This window comes from uncultured Alistipes sp. (genome assembly GCF_949296715.1).
Lineage (GTDB): Bacteria > Bacteroidota > Bacteroidia > Bacteroidales > Rikenellaceae > Alistipes.
In genome coordinates this window covers 36697-52346 of record NZ_CASFQD010000038.1, presented here as the reverse complement: position 1 = coordinate 52346, position 15650 = coordinate 36697, and the positions used below count along the sequence as shown (strand labels likewise).

Annotated in this window: 14 protein-coding genes; 9 read left to right on the top strand and 5 right to left on the bottom strand. The window is 64.3% G+C overall.

All coding sequences use genetic code 11. The features are described 5' to 3' along the window. The first annotated feature begins 33 nt into the window (after positions 1-33). The 5 genes from lon (at position 34) to Q1Y33_RS05760 (ending at position 6728) form a co-directional block, all read left to right on the top strand. Entirely contained in the window at positions 34-2463 is a 2430-nt protein-coding gene (gene lon, locus Q1Y33_RS05780) for an endopeptidase La (RefSeq protein WP_300798796.1), read from the top strand. A 28-nt stretch (positions 2464-2491) separates the two neighbouring features. Next, positions 2492-3256 (top strand): 3-deoxy-manno-octulosonate cytidylyltransferase, encoded by a 765-nt coding sequence (gene kdsB / locus Q1Y33_RS05775; RefSeq protein WP_300798795.1) that lies wholly within the window; start codon positions 2492-2494, stop codon positions 3254-3256. Between the two features lie 5 nt (positions 3257-3261). Continuing rightward, positions 3262-4011 (top strand): 3-deoxy-8-phosphooctulonate synthase, encoded by a 750-nt coding sequence (gene kdsA, locus Q1Y33_RS05770; protein WP_300798794.1) that lies wholly within the window; start codon positions 3262-3264, stop codon positions 4009-4011. Beyond that, positions 4008-4973, top strand: coding sequence for a KpsF/GutQ family sugar-phosphate isomerase (locus Q1Y33_RS05765; protein ID WP_300798793.1), 966 nt, complete (start codon positions 4008-4010; stop codon positions 4971-4973). Before kdsA ends, Q1Y33_RS05765 begins: the two co-directional genes overlap by 4 nt. A 183-nt stretch (positions 4974-5156) precedes the next feature. After that, positions 5157-6728, top strand: a complete 1572-nt coding sequence (locus Q1Y33_RS05760) for a pectinesterase family protein (protein ID WP_300798792.1) — start codon at positions 5157-5159, stop codon at positions 6726-6728. A 193-nt stretch (positions 6729-6921) separates the two neighbouring features. Here Q1Y33_RS05760 and Q1Y33_RS05755 read toward each other — a convergent pair whose 3' ends face one another. The 5 genes from Q1Y33_RS05755 to trpS form a co-directional block, all read right to left on the bottom strand. Further along, positions 6922-7122: a helix-turn-helix transcriptional regulator gene (locus Q1Y33_RS05755; RefSeq protein WP_300798791.1), complete on the bottom strand. Its 201-nt coding sequence runs from the start codon at positions 7120-7122 to the stop codon at positions 6922-6924. Continuing rightward, positions 7112-7561 (bottom strand): hypothetical protein, encoded by a 450-nt coding sequence (locus Q1Y33_RS05750; protein ID WP_300798790.1) that lies wholly within the window; start codon positions 7559-7561, stop codon positions 7112-7114. Before Q1Y33_RS05750 ends, Q1Y33_RS05755 begins: the two co-directional genes overlap by 11 nt. A gap of 113 nt (positions 7562-7674) precedes the next feature. After that, positions 7675-8025 (bottom strand): PAS sensor protein, encoded by a 351-nt coding sequence (locus Q1Y33_RS05745; protein ID WP_300798789.1) that lies wholly within the window; start codon positions 8023-8025, stop codon positions 7675-7677. Between the two features lie 106 nt (positions 8026-8131). Next, positions 8132-9916, bottom strand: coding sequence for a chloride channel protein (locus Q1Y33_RS05740; protein ID WP_300798788.1), 1785 nt, complete (start codon positions 9914-9916; stop codon positions 8132-8134). Between the two features lie 19 nt (positions 9917-9935). Continuing rightward, positions 9936-11060, bottom strand: a complete 1125-nt coding sequence (gene trpS, locus Q1Y33_RS05735) for a tryptophan--tRNA ligase (protein WP_300798787.1) — start codon at positions 11058-11060, stop codon at positions 9936-9938. 162 nt (positions 11061-11222) lie between these two features. On the opposite strand from trpS, the gene Q1Y33_RS05730 reads away from it, so the two are divergent. From Q1Y33_RS05730 to Q1Y33_RS05715, 4 genes are all read left to right on the top strand, one after another. After that, positions 11223-12122, top strand: a complete 900-nt coding sequence (locus Q1Y33_RS05730; RefSeq protein WP_300798786.1) for a hydrogen peroxide-inducible genes activator — start codon at positions 11223-11225, stop codon at positions 12120-12122. A 173-nt stretch (positions 12123-12295) separates the two neighbouring features. After that, positions 12296-12646 (top strand): ribosome silencing factor, encoded by a 351-nt coding sequence (gene rsfS / locus Q1Y33_RS05725; RefSeq protein WP_300798785.1) that lies wholly within the window; start codon positions 12296-12298, stop codon positions 12644-12646. A 12-nt stretch (positions 12647-12658) separates the two neighbouring features. After that, on the top strand, positions 12659-14752 hold the full coding sequence (gene ftsH, locus Q1Y33_RS05720; RefSeq protein ID WP_300798830.1) for an ATP-dependent zinc metalloprotease FtsH: 2094 nt from the start codon (positions 12659-12661) through the stop codon (positions 14750-14752). A 44-nt stretch (positions 14753-14796) separates the two neighbouring features. After that, positions 14797-15633 carry a phosphatidate cytidylyltransferase gene (locus Q1Y33_RS05715; RefSeq protein WP_300798784.1) on the top strand — a complete coding sequence of 279 codons (837 nt, stop codon included), beginning with the start codon at positions 14797-14799 and terminating at the stop codon, positions 15631-15633. Positions 15634-15650 lie beyond the last annotated feature (17 nt).

The window sequence follows — 15650 nt, the reverse complement described above, 5'->3', positions numbered from 1 at the left end:
TTTGCGACATTATATATCGTATTAGCAAGGAATATGAACGAGAAAGATAAGATCGAAACCGTCGAGGTCGACGACATGAACCTTGTCCCCGAGCTGCTCGACGGCAAACACCGCGTCATCCCCATCGTAACGGGCGGGGACGAACCCGTGGAGGAGGTCGAAGTCCCCGAAATCATACCCATCCTCACGCTGCGCTCGTCGGTGCTCTTCCCGGGCGCCATCACGCCCATCACGGTGGGCCGCGACAAGAGCATTTCGCTCGTGCGGGCCGTGAACGCCGAAGGCGGCATCCTGGGCGCCGTGCTGCAGCGCGAAAGCGAGGTCGAGGACCCCGCGCCGGACGACATGTACAAGGTCGGCACCGCGGCGCGCATCATCAAGATACTCGAAATGCCGAACGGCAACCTGACGGTGATACTCAACGGTCTGGAGAAGATCGAAATCCGCGAGTACGTCTCCGTGGAGCCCTACTTCAAGGCCCGCGTCACGGCGCTGCGCGACACCTCGCCCGACATGAAGAGCATCGAGTTCGAGGCCCTCGTGGATTCGATCCGCGACGTGGCGCTCGGCATCATCAACGTCTCGCCGTCGATGCCCAAGGAGGCGGCCTTCGCCATCAAGAACATCGACTCGAAGCGGGGCATCATCAACTTCATCTGCTCGAACATGGAGCTCTCGGACGAGGACCGTCAGTCGCTGCTCGAGGCGCCGGGGCTGCTGGCCCGGGCGCGCAAGCTGCTCGAGATACTGATCCGCGAGCAGCAGCTGGCCGAGCTCAAGAATCAGATTCAGGAGCGCGTCAAGCAGGAGATCGACAAGCAGCAGCGCGACTACTACCTCCAGCAGCAGATGCGCACGATCCAGGACGAGCTGGGCGACGGCGTCGATGCCGACATCGAGCGCATGCGCGAGCAGGCCAAAAAGAAGAACTGGCCCAAGGAGGTGGGCGAAACCTTCGAGAAGGAGTTGCAGAAGGTCGAGCGGCTGAACCCCGCCGTGGCCGAATATTCGGTGCAGATGACCTACCTGCAGCTGCTGCTCGAGCTGCCGTGGAACGACGTGACGAAGGACAACCTCGACCTGCGCTGCGCCCGCGAGCAGCTCGACCGCGACCACTTCGGGCTCGACGAGGTCAAGGACCGCATTCTGGAGCACCTGGCCGTCATCAAGCTCAAGGGCGACCTGAAATCTCCGATCCTCTGCCTCTACGGCCCTCCGGGCGTGGGCAAGACCTCGCTGGGCAAGTCCGTGGCCGCGGCGCTGGGCCGCAAGTTCGGCCGCATCTCGCTGGGCGGTCTGCACGACGAGTCGGAGATCCGCGGACACCGCCGCACCTACATCGGCGCCATGCCGGGCCGCATCATCCAGACGATCAAGCGCTGCGGCTCGTCGAACCCGGTCATCATCCTCGACGAGGTCGACAAGGTGACCGTCTCGAACCACGGCGACCCGTCGAGCGCCCTGCTCGAGGTGCTCGACCCGGAGCAGAACACCACCTTCCACGACAACTACATCGACATGGAGTACGACCTGTCGAAGGTGCTCTTCATCGCCACGGCCAACAACGTGGCGAACATCGCCCCGGCGCTGCGCGACCGCATGGAGATGATCAACATCCCGGGCTACCTGCTCGAGGAGAAGATACGCATCGCCCTGGACCACCTGCTGCCCAAGCAGCGCGAGGCCCACGGCATCAGGGAACACGAACTGACCCTCACGCCGGAGGTCGTCGAGCAGATCATCTCCGGCTACACGCGCGAGGCGGGTGTCCGCTCGCTGGACAAGCACCTGGCGAAGATCGCCCGGGCCCGGGCGCGTCAGATCGCCTTCGACGAGGCCTTCACGCCGGAGATTCTCCCCGCCGATCTGGAGAAGATCCTCGGCATGCCGAAGTTCCTCAAGGAGGAGTACGAGGTGGGCGGCATGACGGGCGTCGTCACGGGACTGGCCTGGACCGAGGTCGGCGGCGACATCCTCTACATCGAGTCGTGCCTGACGCCCGGCAAGGGCAAGGTGAGCCTGACGGGCAACCTGGGCGACGTGATGAAGGAGTCGGCGACGATTGCCCACGAGTGGGTCATGGCCCACTACCGCGAGCTGGGGATCGACCCCAAGCTCTTCGAGACGAACGACATCAACATCCACGTGCCCGAGGGTGCCATCCCGAAGGACGGCCCGTCGGCGGGCATCACGATGGTCACGTCGATTGTCTCGACCTACACGGGACGCAAGGTCAAAGAGCGCATCGCCATGACGGGCGAGACGACGCTGCGCGGCCGCGTCATGCCCGTGGGCGGGGTCAAGGAGAAGATTCTCGCGGCGAAGCGCGCCGGCATCACGGAGCTGATCCTCTCGGAGGAGAACCGCAAGGACATCGCCGAGATCAAGCCCGAGTACATCGAGGGGCTGACGTTCCACTACGTGCGCACGAACGACGAGGTGCTGAAACTGGCGCTGGAGTAACGCTCCGGGCCGCAAAAAGGAGAAACCGATGAAATTCATAGCGATCATTCCGGCGCGTTACGCCTCGACGCGCTTCCCGGGCAAGCCGCTGGCGCGGCTAGGCGGCAGGACCGTCATCGAACGGGTCTACAGGCAGGTGGCGGACGTGCTGGACGATGCCGTCGTCGCGACGGACGACGAGCGCATCCGCGACGCCGTGCTGGCCTTCGGCGGCAGGGCCGAGATGACCTCGCCGGCGCACCGCAGCGGCACGGACCGCTGCTGGGAGGCCTACTGCCGGCAGGGGCGCGACTACGACGTCGTGGTCAACGTGCAGGGCGACGAACCCTTCATCTGCGCCTCGCAGATCGAGACGGTGAAGCGCTGCTTCGACGACCCGGCGACCGACATCGCCACGCTCGTCAAGCCCTTCGCCGCGGCGGACGGGCTCGCGGCGCTCGAGAATCCCAACTCGCCGAAGGTGGTGCTCGATGCCGCATCGCGGGCGCTCTACTTCTCGCGCTCGGTCATCCCCTACCTGCGGGGCGTGCCCCGCGAGGAGTGGCTCGCGCGCCATACCTTCTACAAGCACATCGGACTCTACGCCTTCCGCCGCGAGGTGCTGCGCGCCGTGACCGCGCTGCCGCAGTCGCCGCTCGAGCTGGCCGAGTCGCTCGAGCAGCTGCGCTGGTTCGAGAACGGCTACCGCATCGGCGTGGGCGTGACCGACGTCGAGACCGTCGGCATCGACACGCCCGAGGACCTGGTGCGTGCCGAGAAGTTCCTCGAACAACATCCCGAATACAACCTATGACGACCATGAAATTCATTGCCGGACCCTGTGTCATCGAGTCGGCCGAGCTGCTCGACGCCGTGGCCGAACGCCTCGTTGCGATCAACCGCACGCTCGGCACGCAGATCATCTTCAAGGCCTCGTTCGACAAGGCCAACCGCACGTCGATCGCCTCGTTCCGCGGCCCCGGCCTCGAGCGGGGGTTGCAGATGCTCGCCGACGTGAAGGCGAAGTGGGGCCTGCGGCTGCTGACCGACATCCACGAGTCGTGGCAGGCCGCGCCCGTGGGCGAGGTGGTCGACGTCATCCAGATTCCGGCCTTCCTCTGTCGGCAGACCGACCTGCTCGTCGCCGCGGCGAAGACCGGCCGCACGGTCAACATCAAGAAGGCGCAGTTCCTCTCGGGGGCCGACATGCAGTACCCTTACGAGAAGGCGCGCGAGGCCGGTGCCGCGGAGGTGTGGCTCACCGAGCGGGGCAACATCTACGGCTACAACAACCTCGTGGTCGATTTCCGCAACATCCCCGACATGCTGCGCATCGCGCAGACGGTCGTGATGGACTGCACGCACTCGGTGCAGCGTCCCGGCGCCGCGGGCGGCAAGACGGGCGGCAACCGCGAGTTCGTCCCCGCGATGGCGCTCGCCGCACGGGCCTTCGGGGCCAACGCTTTCTTCTTCGAAGTGCACCCCGATCCGGACCGCGCGTTGAGCGACGGCCCGAACATGCTGCGGCTCGACGATCTGGAGAACCTCATCAAAACCCTCATATCATGACCGATACGAACAAGGCGCAGATTCTCGCCGTGGCCCGCAAGGCCATGCACACCGAGATGCTGGCGCTCAAACACCTCGAAGAGACGCTCGGCGACAGCTTCGTCGCCGCCGTGGAGCTGATTCTCGCCTGCCGCGGGAAGTGCATCGTCACGGGCATGGGCAAGTCGGGCCTCGTGGGCCGCAAGATCGCCGCGACGCTCGCCTCGACGGGTACTCCGAGCTTCTTCCTCCACCCGGGCGAGGCCTTCCACGGCGACCTGGGCATGATCTCGAAGGAGGATGTCGTCCTGGCGCTCTCCTATTCGGGCGAAACGGACGAAATCCTGAAGATCGTCCCCTTCATCCATTCGAACGGCAACCGGCTCATCTCGATGACGGGACATGCCGATTCGGCGCTGGCCAAGAACTCGGACGTGCACCTCGACGTGGCGGTGCGCGAGGAGGCCTGCATCCTGCATCTGGCACCCACCTCGTCGACCACGGCGCAAATCGCCATGGGCGATGCGCTGGCCGTGTCGCTCATGCAGCTGCGCGGCTTCACGAGCGTCGACTTCGCGCGCCTGCATCCGGGCGGCAGTCTGGGCCGCCGCCTGCTGATGACCGTGGGCAACGTCATGCGCTCGCACGACCTGCCCGTCGTGGCGCCCGACTGCTCGGCCACGGATATGATCCACGCCATCTCGAAGGGCGGGCTGGGGCTTATCATCATCTGCGAGGGCGACCGCATCGAAGGCATCGTGACGGACGGTGACGTGCGCCGCGCGATGGAGCGCCGCCGGGCGGAGTTCTTCAACATCAAGGCTGCCGACATCGCCACGCCGCACCCGAAGAGCATCGCCGCAAGCGCCAAGCTGATCGAGGCCGAGAAGATGATGACCCGCAACAAGGTCACCTCGCTGCTCGTAACGGACGACGCCGGGAAACTGGCGGGCGTGATCCAGATTTACGATATCAAGCTCTGATCCGCTCCCGGGGGGACTGATATCTCCGGACCGGCAGCAGTCTGCCGGTCCGGATTTTTTGTGTGCGCTTGTTCCCGCGGGGCCGTTTTGGCGGATAATCCCCGACTTTTGACGTTTTTTCCATGTCCGGGCGGCGTGGTGTGCGTAATTTTGCGTCGAGAAAACCAACACATGCTGACCGATATGAAAATCGAGAACCTTTGGAAATGGCCGTTGCTGATGGTTGCGGCGCTGTGTCTCGCCTGTGGCGGAGGCGACGACCCCGTAACGCCCGGAGGGGGCGGGGACGACAACGAGGATGACAACGAGGTCGAGCTCCCCGCGGAGCCTCCCGTCGTCGAGAATGAAATCTATACGGCTGCGCCCGCCGGCACGGGCGCTTATCGCGACACCTATCTTACGCTGGAGTTCAGGACAGCGACGCCCTCGCTTGGTACCTCGGGTCTGATCCGCATCTTCGGAGCCGATGGCGCGGAGGTCGACCGCATCGACATGGCCGATGTGGCAGCCGTGGCGGACGGCGTGCCGCAGCTGGTCAAGACGTCGCTCTTCACGACGGCGATGGATGCCATCGGCACCCCGGCGCTGGGCCGCTACCGCATCGTCCATTATGACCCCGTGCGCATCGAGGGCAACCGCGTTACGATCAAGCCCCATTACGGCGTGCTGGAGTACGACGCGACCTATACGGTCGTGATCGACGCCGACGCCATCGTGGCCAAAGGCTTCGAAGGGGTGGCCGCCGGCGAGTGGAACTTCACGACCAAGTCGGCCCCCGCGTCGCGCTCGGCCGTGACGGTGGGCGAAAGCGGCTGCGACTTCCGCACCGTGCAGGCGGCGCTGGACTATGCCTACGAATGCGGCCGCGACCAGGCCGTCGTGATCGACATCCGCAACGGCATCTACGAGGAGCAGCTCTACCTGCGCAACAACAACAACGTGACGCTGCGCGGCGAGAGCCGCGAGGGGACCGTCATCCGCTACGACAACTGCGAGCTCTACGCTTCGGGCGTGGGCGGCGGCACCTCGACGCGTCCTGCATTGGGCGCCGAGATCGGGGCGTCGGGCGGCCGGGCCGTGATGCTCGTCGAGAACTGCGACATGCTGCGCTTCGAGAACCTCACGCTTGAGAATACGCACGGCTCGGGCAGCCAGGCCGAGGCGCTCTACAACAACGACAACAACGGCACGGGCCGCCTGGTCTTCGTCGGCTGCGACATCCTCGGGGCGCAGGATACGCTCAACCTGAAGGGATACGGCTGGTTCTACGACTGCCTGGTGGCCGGTGACGTCGATTTCATCTGGGGATCGCCCGCCACGGTGCTCTTCGAGGCGTGCGAAATCCGCTCGGTGAACGGCGGCTACCTCGTGCAGGCCCGCTGTCTGGAGCGCACGGCCAAGGGCTTCGTCTTCCTCGGCTGCGACCTGACCGAGGCCGACGGCAGCAACGGCAGCGCGGTCTACTTCGCCCGGTCGAGCGGCAGCGCCGACTACTACGACAACGTCGTCTTCGTCGACTGCACCGTCGGCGACCACCTCTCGTCGCAGGGGTGGTACTCCAGCCCGGTTCCCAACCCCTCGGCCGCAACGGCCACGGCCGGATGGCGCGAGTACGGCCTTGTGCGCAACGGCGCATCCTTCGCCTCGACGTCGGCCTACTGCCATGCCTTGACGGCGGATGAAGCGGCATCGTATGCCGACCGCACGACAATCTTCCGCTCCTGCCCGAAGGGCACGGAGTGGCTCGTGGAGTAACGCCTTCCAGGCGGCTCTGCCCGAATCAGCCCCCAATAAACCTATATATAATGGAGAGCGTCCCCGTCGCGACATTTGCGGCGGGGACGCTTGATTTTACAGCCCGGCATGCGGATGGTCCTGTGCCGCGGCCTTCGGATGCGGCGGTGCGGCGCCCGGGCAGAGGGCTCGCCCCGTTGCCGGGCCGGGCGGCCTATTCGCCCTCCTCGAGCTGGAAAATGGCCTCGACGGCCTTGCCGAAGCAGCGGGCGATCTTCAGCGCCAGCACCGTCGAGGGGACGAACTTCCCGCTCTCGATGGCGTTGATCGTCTGGCGGCTCACCCCGACGGCGTCGGCCAGCTGCTGCTGTGTCATGCGCACCTCGGCGCGGGCGACACGGAGGCTATTCTTCATGCGGGACCTCCTTTCTCAACCGCCACAGCATGACCCGCTCGATCAGCAGAAAGAGCACGGGCAGCAGCGCCAGGTTGAAGATCATGAAGTAGAGGTAGGCCACGTCGTAGAGCAGCAGGGCGCTGACAACGGCGATGCCGGTCGTCAGGTAGAGTGCCGCGAGCAGCGCGTTGAGGCGGATGCGGCCGATGAGCTCGTCCTCCACGCGCTCGCGCGAGCAGCAGATGAAGAGCACCCCGAGGAGGATGCCCACGAGGACGATGTTGTTCCAGATGCGCGCGGCGCTCTCCGAGTAGGGGCCGGTCCGCAGAAACGAAGGGAAGCCGTTGAAGCCGTTGAAGCCGTCGACGGCCATCAGCAGGCCGAGCAGCAGGGTCGGCAGAAACAGCACCCACCCGATCTTCTTGAAGGCGTGGGGCAGCAGCAGGTTTTTGTTCATGGCGAATGGTGTTTTGTCGGTTCATGCAGACTGCCGGAGGTGCGCACTGCTCCCGTCTGCTGCTGCAAATGTAAAATAAACTTTACAAAATTACAAGTAAACGCGACAAAAAATCAGCTCCGCACGTAGTGGGGCATGGCGTCGGGAAGCTCCATCGAGAACTCGACAAGGCCGCGCACAACGCCCTCCTCGCGCCATGCGGTCTGGTAGATGAGCTTGCGCACGCCGCACTTCTCGATCGTGTAGACGTTGCGTCCGCCCGTCTCGATCAGGCGGCGGATGATCTCCCGCGAGCGGCCGTTGTGGCAGGGGAGGAGCGAACGGCCCCTTACGTCGCCGTTCACGGCGATCGAGCGGGCATTCTGGTAGAGAACCGTGCCTTCGGTGTCGCAGCGCGTGACGGCGCAGTCGAGTTCGTCGCACCAGTCGGGCAGGTCGTGTCGGGTCGGGTCTGAAGCATTCATGGCGTTCGGGTTTTGCGGGTTGGAACAGGGTTCGGGCCGGTCCTTCGCGGGCGGGCGTTGCGCGGCGGCTGCCGCTCCGCCCCTCCCCGCGGCATCCGGCCGGCGGTTACTGCTGGATGCGCACCAGCTGCTCGCGGTAGGCGTTCAGGATGCGCGACTTGGAGATGAAGCCCAGGTAATGGTTCTGCTTGTCGACGACGGGCAGCATCCACGTGTGGCTGTCCTCGAACTTCGGGAGGATGCTCTGGATCGACTCGTGCTCGAGGATGCGGTCGGGCGGCTGGATCATGTAGTCCGAGATCGGCTGTCCGTACTTCTCGCGCTTGAACATGTCCTTGCGCAGGTCGTCCAGCTGCACGATGCCGATCAGCCGGCCGAAGTTGTCGATCACGGGGAAGATGTTGCGGCGCGCCGTCGAGATGATGTGGATGATGTCGCCCAGCGTGAAGTTCTCGCGGATGCGCAGGAAGTCGGTCTCCATGAGCTCCTCGAGCTTCAGGAAGACGAAGACCGACTGGTCCTTGTCGTGGGTCAGCAGCTCGCCCTTCTCGCGCAGTTTTTTGGTGTAGATCGAGTCGGGGTCGAGGTAGTAGTTCACGGCGAAGGAGATGCAGGCGGTGATCATCAGCGGGATGAAGAGCCCGTAGCCGCTCGAGAGTTCGGCGATCAGGAAGATCGACGTCAGCGGTGCGTTCATCACCCCGGCCATGACGCCCGCCATGCCCACGAGCGTGAACGACGCGACGGGGACGTTCCAGTGGAAGAGGGCGTTGCAGACGAGCGCCAGCGTCGCGCCCGTAAAGGCGCCGACGAAGAGCGACGGCGCGAACGTACCGCCCACGCCGCCCGCGGCGTTGGTCGAAGCCATGGCGATGACCTTGAAGAACATCGTGGCGATGACGAAGAGGATCACCACCCAGTCGATGTCGCGGAAGCGGTAGAAGAGCGAACTGTCGAAGAGTTGCTGCGTGTTGCCGTGCATGAGCGACGTGAAGCCCTCGTATCCCTCGCCGTAGAGGGGCGGGAAGATGAAGATCAGGATGCCCAGCACGGTGCCGCCGACGATCCACTTCTTGTAGGGCCTGTCGAAGCGTCCGAAGAAGTTGATGACGCGCGTGTTCATCGAGGTGAAGTACCAGGCCATCAGTCCGCAGCAGACGCCCAGCAGGATGAAGAGCGGAATCTGCCACAGTTCGAAGGCGTCCTCGGGGGCGAGCGTCACGGCGATGATCGGGTCGAAGCCCCGCAGCATGAAGGCCATCGTCGTGGCGGTGATCGAGGAGATCAGCAGCGGGATGACCGACCCGGCCGTGATGTCGAGCATGAGAATCTCCAGCACGAAGACCACGCCTGTGATCGGGGCCTTGAAGATCGCGGCGAGGGCCGCGCCGGCGCCGCAGCAGAGCATCAGCGTCGTGTGCTTGTAGTTGAGGCGGGCGAGCCGGCCGATGTTCGAGCCGATGGCGGCGCCCGTCAGCACGATCGGGGCCTCGGGACCCACCGAACCGCCGAATCCGATGGTCGTGGCGCCGCCGACGACCGAGGTCCAGCAGTTGTGGGGGGCGATGCGCGAGTTGCGGCTCGACATGGCGTAGAGCACGCGCGTCACCCCTTCGGAGATGTTGTCGCGGACGATGTAGCGGACGAAGAGCGACGCGAGGATGATGCCCACGACGGGGTAGATCAGGTAGAGGAAGTGGGCGCTGTCCACAGGGAACCAGCGCGTCAGTCCGTTCTTGATGGCGTAGAGCAGGATTTCGAAGAAGTAGGTGCCCAGCCCCGCGAGCACGCCGACCACGACGGCCAGAAGCATCATCATCTGGCTGTTCGACAGGCGCCGCGTCAGGCGCAGGAACAGGGCGTAGAGCCGGTCGGCACGCGGAAATCTCATCGTCGCTGCGGATTGTCGGTTACTGGCGGGCGGCGTAGTGGCGTGCCTGCTCGGCGATCAGCTCCTTGTCCTCGAAGTAGTTGATGCGCATGGCGTTGCGTACTTCGGCGAGCGTCTCGGCCGCTGCGGCGCGGGCCACGGCCGAGCCCTCCTCGAGCACCTTGTAGACCTCCTCGATGCGCGCCTCGTAGTAATGGCGGCGTTCGCGGATCGGGTCGAGCACCTCGTTCAGCACGGCGATGAGCAGCCGCTTGACCTTCACGTCGCCCAGGCCGCCGCGGCGGTAGTGGGTCTTCAGGTCGTCGAGCGTGGCGTAGTCGGGTGCGTATTTGGCCAGGTGCTCCGGCGTGCAGAAGGCGTCCAGGTAGGTGAAGACCGTGTTGCCCTCGACCTTGCCCGGGTCCTCGACGCGCAGGTGGTCCGGGTCGGTGTACATGCCCATGACCTTCTTCTTGACCTCGTCGGCCGTGTCCGAGAGGTAGATGCAGTTGCCCAGCGACTTCGACATCTTGGCCTTGCCGTCCGTACCCGGCAGACGCAGGCAGACGGCGTTCTCGGGCAGCAGGATCTGCGGCTCGACGAGCGTCGGCCCGTAGACGGCGTTGAACTTGTGGACGATCTCGCGCGTCTGCTCGATCATCGGCTCCTGGTCCTCGCCCGCCGGGACGGTCGTGGCCTTGAAGGCCGTGATGTCCGACGCCTGGCTGATGGGGTAGGTGAAGAAGCCCACGGGGATGCCCTGGCGCTGCGTCGTGTCGCCCTCGGCCGCGCTCTCGGAGAAGCCGCGGAGCTGAATCTCGGCCTTGACCGTCGGGTTGCGCTGCAGGCGCTGCACGGTCACGAGGTTCATGTAGTAGAAGGCCAGCTCGCACAACTCCGGCACCTGCGACTGGATGAAGAGCGTCGAACGCGCGGGGTCGAGCCCGGCCGAGAGGTAGTCGAGGGCCACCTCGATGATGTTCTGGCGCACCTTTTCGGGGTTGTCGGCATTGTCCGTAAGGGCCTGTGCGTCGGCAATCATGATGAATATCTTGTCGTACTGGCCCGAGTTCTGCAACTCGACGCGGCGGCGCAGCGAGCCCACGTAGTGGCCCAGGTGGAGGCGTCCCGTGGGGCGGTCGCCGGTGAGGATGATTTTTTTCATGGTATGCGGTGTGGTTGTGTTGTACAATGCAAATATGTTCCGATAATCGGCAAATATAGTACAAATCGCACAAACACATGCGAAAATCCCGCCACGGTTGCGGAAAAAGTTGTCGATTATCGGTATTTTTTATATTTTCGTCTGCCGAAATAGTTACCTTTTATGACAATCATCCAGCTCGAATACCTGTTGGCCGTGGCCAACTGCGGCAGTTTTTCGCTGGCGGCCGAACACTGCTTCGTGACGCAACCCTCGTTGAGCATGCAGGTCAAGGCCCTCGAGGAGGAACTGGGCGTGGTGCTGCTCGACCGCTCGAAGAAACCCGTGATTCCGACCGAGGCGGGCGTCGTGGTGCTCGACCGCGCCCGCGAGACGCTCAAGGCCTACAACTGCATCCGCGAGGCGGTGACCGAACTCAAGGGCGAGACGGCCGGCAAGCTGCGCCTCGGGGTCATCCCGACAATCGCCCCCTACCTGCTGCACAAGTTCATCCCGGCCTTCGTGCGCGACTACCCGAAGGTCGAGCTGGAGATTTCGGAGATGATCACCTCCGACATCGTCTCGGCACTCAAGCGCGACCGCATCGACGCGGCGCTCGTGGCCAGCGGCACGTGCGGCGAGGGCATCCAGGAGCAGGAGCTCTTCAACGACCGCTTCTACGCCTATGTCTCGCCCGAGAACCCGCTCTACGAGCGGCAGAACATCCGCATCGAGGACATCGACCTGAAGGACCTCGTGATTTTGAGCGCCGGCAACTGCATGCGCGACCAGATCATCGAGTTGTGCCAGGCCAAGCGCGAGATGCCGTCGCACTTCTCCTTCGAGTCGGGGTCGCTCGACACGCTCATGCGCATCGTCGACTGCACGGCGTGCCTGACGATCATTCCCGAGATGGCCATCGAGTACATCCCCGCCGACCGGCGCGACCGGCTCAAGACCCTGGCCAAGGGTGCCACGTCGCGCAAGATCGCCGTGGCCGTGCGCCGCACCTACGTCAAGGGGTCGATCATCAAGGCCCTCACCGATACGATCATGGCGCATGCCGCGCCGGCGGGCGTCTGACCGCGGCCGGCAGGCTCTTCCGACATGCGGCGCCTCGTACTCCGGGACGCCGCTTTTTTTGCAGATTCGGCGCTGCGGGTGCTATTTGGTGCTATTTCTTGACGTGTAATTTTCAAATCTTAATTCTATTTCGTACCTTTGCAAGGTTATAGACACGTATTGAAAGGAATTTTATGGACAAACTGATCGAAACGATCGTCAGCGCGATTGAAGATAAGAAGGGAAAGAACATCGTATCGTTGGACCTCTCGGGATTCGACGGCGCCATCTGTTCGAAGTTCGTGGTCTGCAATGCGGACTCCACGACGCAGGTGGCCGCCATCGCCGCGGGCATCGAGGAGAAGGTGCTCGAGGTGCTCGGCGAGAAGGTCTGGCGCATCGAGGGGCAGCAGAACGCCCTGTGGATCGCCATGGACTATGTGGATGTCGTGGTGCACATCTTCCAGACCGAACTGCGCAGCTTCTACCGCCTGGAGGAGCTGTGGGCCGACGCCCCCATGCAGCGTTACGAATACGAAGAATAGGAGAAGAACATGATGACGAAAGGAAATAACAGCAAACCCAAAGTGAATATGCCGCGGCCCTCGTTCATGTGGGTCTACGGCGTGCTCGGCGCCCTGATTATCGGCTGGGCGCTCTTCGGGCAGTCGGACGACACGCCCCTGCAGAGCGACTGGATGACCGTCGGGCAGATGGTCGAGGCCGGCGAGGTGGAGAAGATCGAGGTCGTCAACCGCGACCAGGCGCAGGTCTACCTCAAGAAGGAGGCCGTGAAGAAATACCGTACCGACGCGAATGACAAGCGCTTCCGCCGCATGCCCGAAAAGGGCGTGCAGCTGGTCTTCAATATCGGTTCGGTGGATTCGTTCCGCGAGGACCTGAAGGCCGCCGAGCAGGTGTCGGGCCGCCAGGTCCCGGTCGTCTACGAGAACAAGACCAGCGACTGGACCAATATTCTGGTCAACCTGCTGCCGTGGGTGCTCATCATCGGCGTGTGGTTCTTCATCATGCGCTCGATGTCGCGCGGCGCCGGAGGCGGTGCGGGCGGCGGCATCATGAACGTGGGCAAGGCCAAGGCGCAGGTCTTCGACAAGGACAATTCCAAGCGCGTGACCTTCAAGGATGTGGCCGGTCTGGAGGAGGCCAAGGTCGAGATCATGGAGATCGTCGACTTCCTCCGCAAGGCGGACAAGTACCGCGAGCTGGGCGCCAAGATTCCGAAGGGCGCGCTGCTCGTAGGCCCTCCGGGTACGGGCAAGACGCTGCTGGCCAAGGCCGTGGCGGGCGAGGCGAACGTGCCGTTCCTCTCGATCTCGGGCTCGGACTTCGTGGAGATGTTCGTGGGCGTGGGCGCCTCGCGCGTGCGCGACCTCTTCGAGCAGGCCAAGCAGAAGGCCCCGTGCATCGTCTTCATCGACGAGATCGACGCCATCGGCCGCGCGCGCGGCAAGAATGCGGGCTTCTCCGGCAACGACGAACGCGAAAATACGCTCAACCAGCTCCTCACGGAGATGGACGGCTTCCAGACCAATACGGGTGTCATCGTGCTGGCGGCGACGAACCGCGCCGACATCCTCGACAAGGCGCTCATGCGTGCGGGCCGCTTCGACCGGCAGATCGAGGTGGGGCTGCCCGACGTCAAGGAGCGCGAGGAGATTTTCGAGGTGCACCTGCGGCCGCTGAAGCTCGATCCGGAGCTCGACCGCACGTTCCTGGCGCGCCAGACCCCCGGCTTCTCGGGCGCCGACATCGCCAACGTCTGCAACGAGGCGGCGCTCATCGCTGCCCGCCACAACAAGAAGTTCATCTCGAAGGAGGACTTCCTCGCGGCGATCGACCGCATCGTCGGCGGTCTGGAGCGCAAGAACAAGATCATCTCCGACGAGGAGAAGCGCGTGATCGCCTACCACGAGGCGGGCCACGCCACGGTAAGCTGGATTCTCGAGAATGCCAATCCGCTCATCAAGGTGACGATCATCCCGCGCGGCAAGGCGCTGGGCGCCGCCTGGTACTTGCCCGAGGAGCGGCAGATCACCACGCGCGAGCAGATCATGGACGAGCTGGCCGCCACGCTCGGCGGGCGCGTGTCGGAGCAGCTGACCTTCGGACAGGTGTCGACCGGGGCGCTCAACGACCTGGAGCGCGTCACGAAGCAGGCCTACGCCATGGTCGCCTACTACGGCATGAGCGAGGCCGTCGGCACGCTCTCGTACTACGACTCGACGGGCCAGAGCGACATGGCCTTCACGAAACCCTATTCGGAACTGACGGCGCAGCAGATCGACGCCGAGGCCAAGGCGCTCATCGCCAAGGCCTACGCCATGGCCGAGAAGGTGCTGCGCGAGCATGCCGACGGACTGAAGCAGCTGGCCGAGCTGCTGCTCGAGCGCGAGGTGGTCTTCACCGAGGATGTCGAGCGCATCTTCGGCAAGCGCAGGAAGGATATCGAGCGCGAGCGCCGCGAGGCGGAGAAGGCTGCGAAGACGGCCGAGGCGGAGCGCCGGCCGGATAATGTCCCGGCGGGTGATGCGGCCTCTGCCGCACCGGCCGCTGCGTCGGAGACGACGTCCGGAAAGAGCTCCGGAGCGGCCGACCGGGCGGAGGATGCACCCTCGGCCGGGGAGAAGTAAGAGCGACAACCCTCTAACCTGATTGCCTGATAATGACAGACAAGATGAAGAATCTCGCGGTCCGCACGTTGAGCGGAATCGTACTGGCGGCGGTGGTCCTCGGGGCCATCGTCTGGTCGCAGTGGAGCTTCGGCGCACTGCTGCTGGTGCTGCTCGTCGGCGGCATGCACGAATTCTACGCGCTGGCCGAGGCGCGGGGCGACCGTCCCCAGCGGCTGATCGGTCTGGTTGCCGGCGTGGCGCTCTTCCTGGTCAACTTCGCCTTCCTCACGGGAAGTGTCGACGTGACGGGAACCATGCGGCCGATGATGGCCGCATGCATGGCCTTCCTGCTGCTGTTGCTGCCGTTGATGCTCGTCTGCGAGCTCTACCGCAAGGGCGAGAACCCCGCGGCGAATGTCGGACTGACGCTGCTGGGTGTCTGCTACGTGGCCCTGCCGCTGACGCTCATGTGCTACATCCCCTTCGTGGGGCGCTACGAATGGAACCCGTGGGCGATGCTCTTCTTCGTCTTCATCATCTGGGCCAACGACGTCTTCGCCTACCTCGTGGGCATGACCTTCGGGCGGCACCGCCTCTTCGAGCGCCTCTCGCCCAAGAAGTCCTGGGAGGGGTTCTTCGGCGGCGTGGCCGGGGCCGTCATCGTGGGATACGTCGCTTCGCACTGCCTGGGCGAGGCGTGGTGGATCTGGACCGGGCTGGCGCTCGTCGCTTCCGTCACGGGTGTGCTGGGTGATCTGGTGGAGTCGATGTTCAAGCGTGCGGCCGGCGTCAAGGATTCCGGCGCGCTCATCCCGGGCCACGGAGGCATCCTGGACCGCTTCGACGCCATGCTGCTCTCGGCTCCCTTCGTGGTCGTCTACCTGTGGTCCGTCATGTGAATCTGAAACCGCAAACT

Excerpts from the sequence above, each read along its gene's own strand:
- Q1Y33_RS05750 (WP_300798790.1), bottom strand. The coding sequence starts at position 7,561 with ATGAACAAAAACCTGCTGCTGCCCCACGCCTTCAAGAAGATCGGGTGG.
- kdsB (WP_300798795.1), top strand. The coding sequence starts at position 2,492 with ATGAAATTCATAGCGATCATTCCGGCGCGTTACGCCTCGACGCGCTTC.
- lon (WP_300798796.1), top strand. The coding sequence starts at position 34 with ATGAACGAGAAAGATAAGATCGAAACCGTCGAGGTCGACGACATGAAC.
- Q1Y33_RS05765 (WP_300798793.1), top strand. The coding sequence starts at position 4,008 with ATGACCGATACGAACAAGGCGCAGATTCTCGCCGTGGCCCGCAAGGCC.
- Q1Y33_RS05745 (WP_300798789.1), bottom strand. The coding sequence starts at position 8,025 with ATGAATGCTTCAGACCCGACCCGACACGACCTGCCCGACTGGTGCGAC.
- Q1Y33_RS05740 (WP_300798788.1), bottom strand. The coding sequence starts at position 9,916 with ATGAGATTTCCGCGTGCCGACCGGCTCTACGCCCTGTTCCTGCGCCTG.
- Q1Y33_RS05715 (WP_300798784.1), top strand. The coding sequence starts at position 14,797 with ATGAAGAATCTCGCGGTCCGCACGTTGAGCGGAATCGTACTGGCGGCG.
- Q1Y33_RS05760 (WP_300798792.1), top strand. The coding sequence starts at position 5,157 with ATGAAAATCGAGAACCTTTGGAAATGGCCGTTGCTGATGGTTGCGGCG.
- trpS (WP_300798787.1), bottom strand. The coding sequence starts at position 11,060 with ATGAAAAAAATCATCCTCACCGGCGACCGCCCCACGGGACGCCTCCAC.
- Q1Y33_RS05755 (WP_300798791.1), bottom strand. The coding sequence starts at position 7,122 with ATGAAGAATAGCCTCCGTGTCGCCCGCGCCGAGGTGCGCATGACACAG.
- ftsH (WP_300798830.1), top strand. The coding sequence starts at position 12,659 with ATGACGAAAGGAAATAACAGCAAACCCAAAGTGAATATGCCGCGGCCC.
- rsfS (WP_300798785.1), top strand. The coding sequence starts at position 12,296 with ATGGACAAACTGATCGAAACGATCGTCAGCGCGATTGAAGATAAGAAG.
- Q1Y33_RS05730 (WP_300798786.1), top strand. The coding sequence starts at position 11,223 with ATGACAATCATCCAGCTCGAATACCTGTTGGCCGTGGCCAACTGCGGC.
- kdsA (WP_300798794.1), top strand. The coding sequence starts at position 3,262 with ATGAAATTCATTGCCGGACCCTGTGTCATCGAGTCGGCCGAGCTGCTC.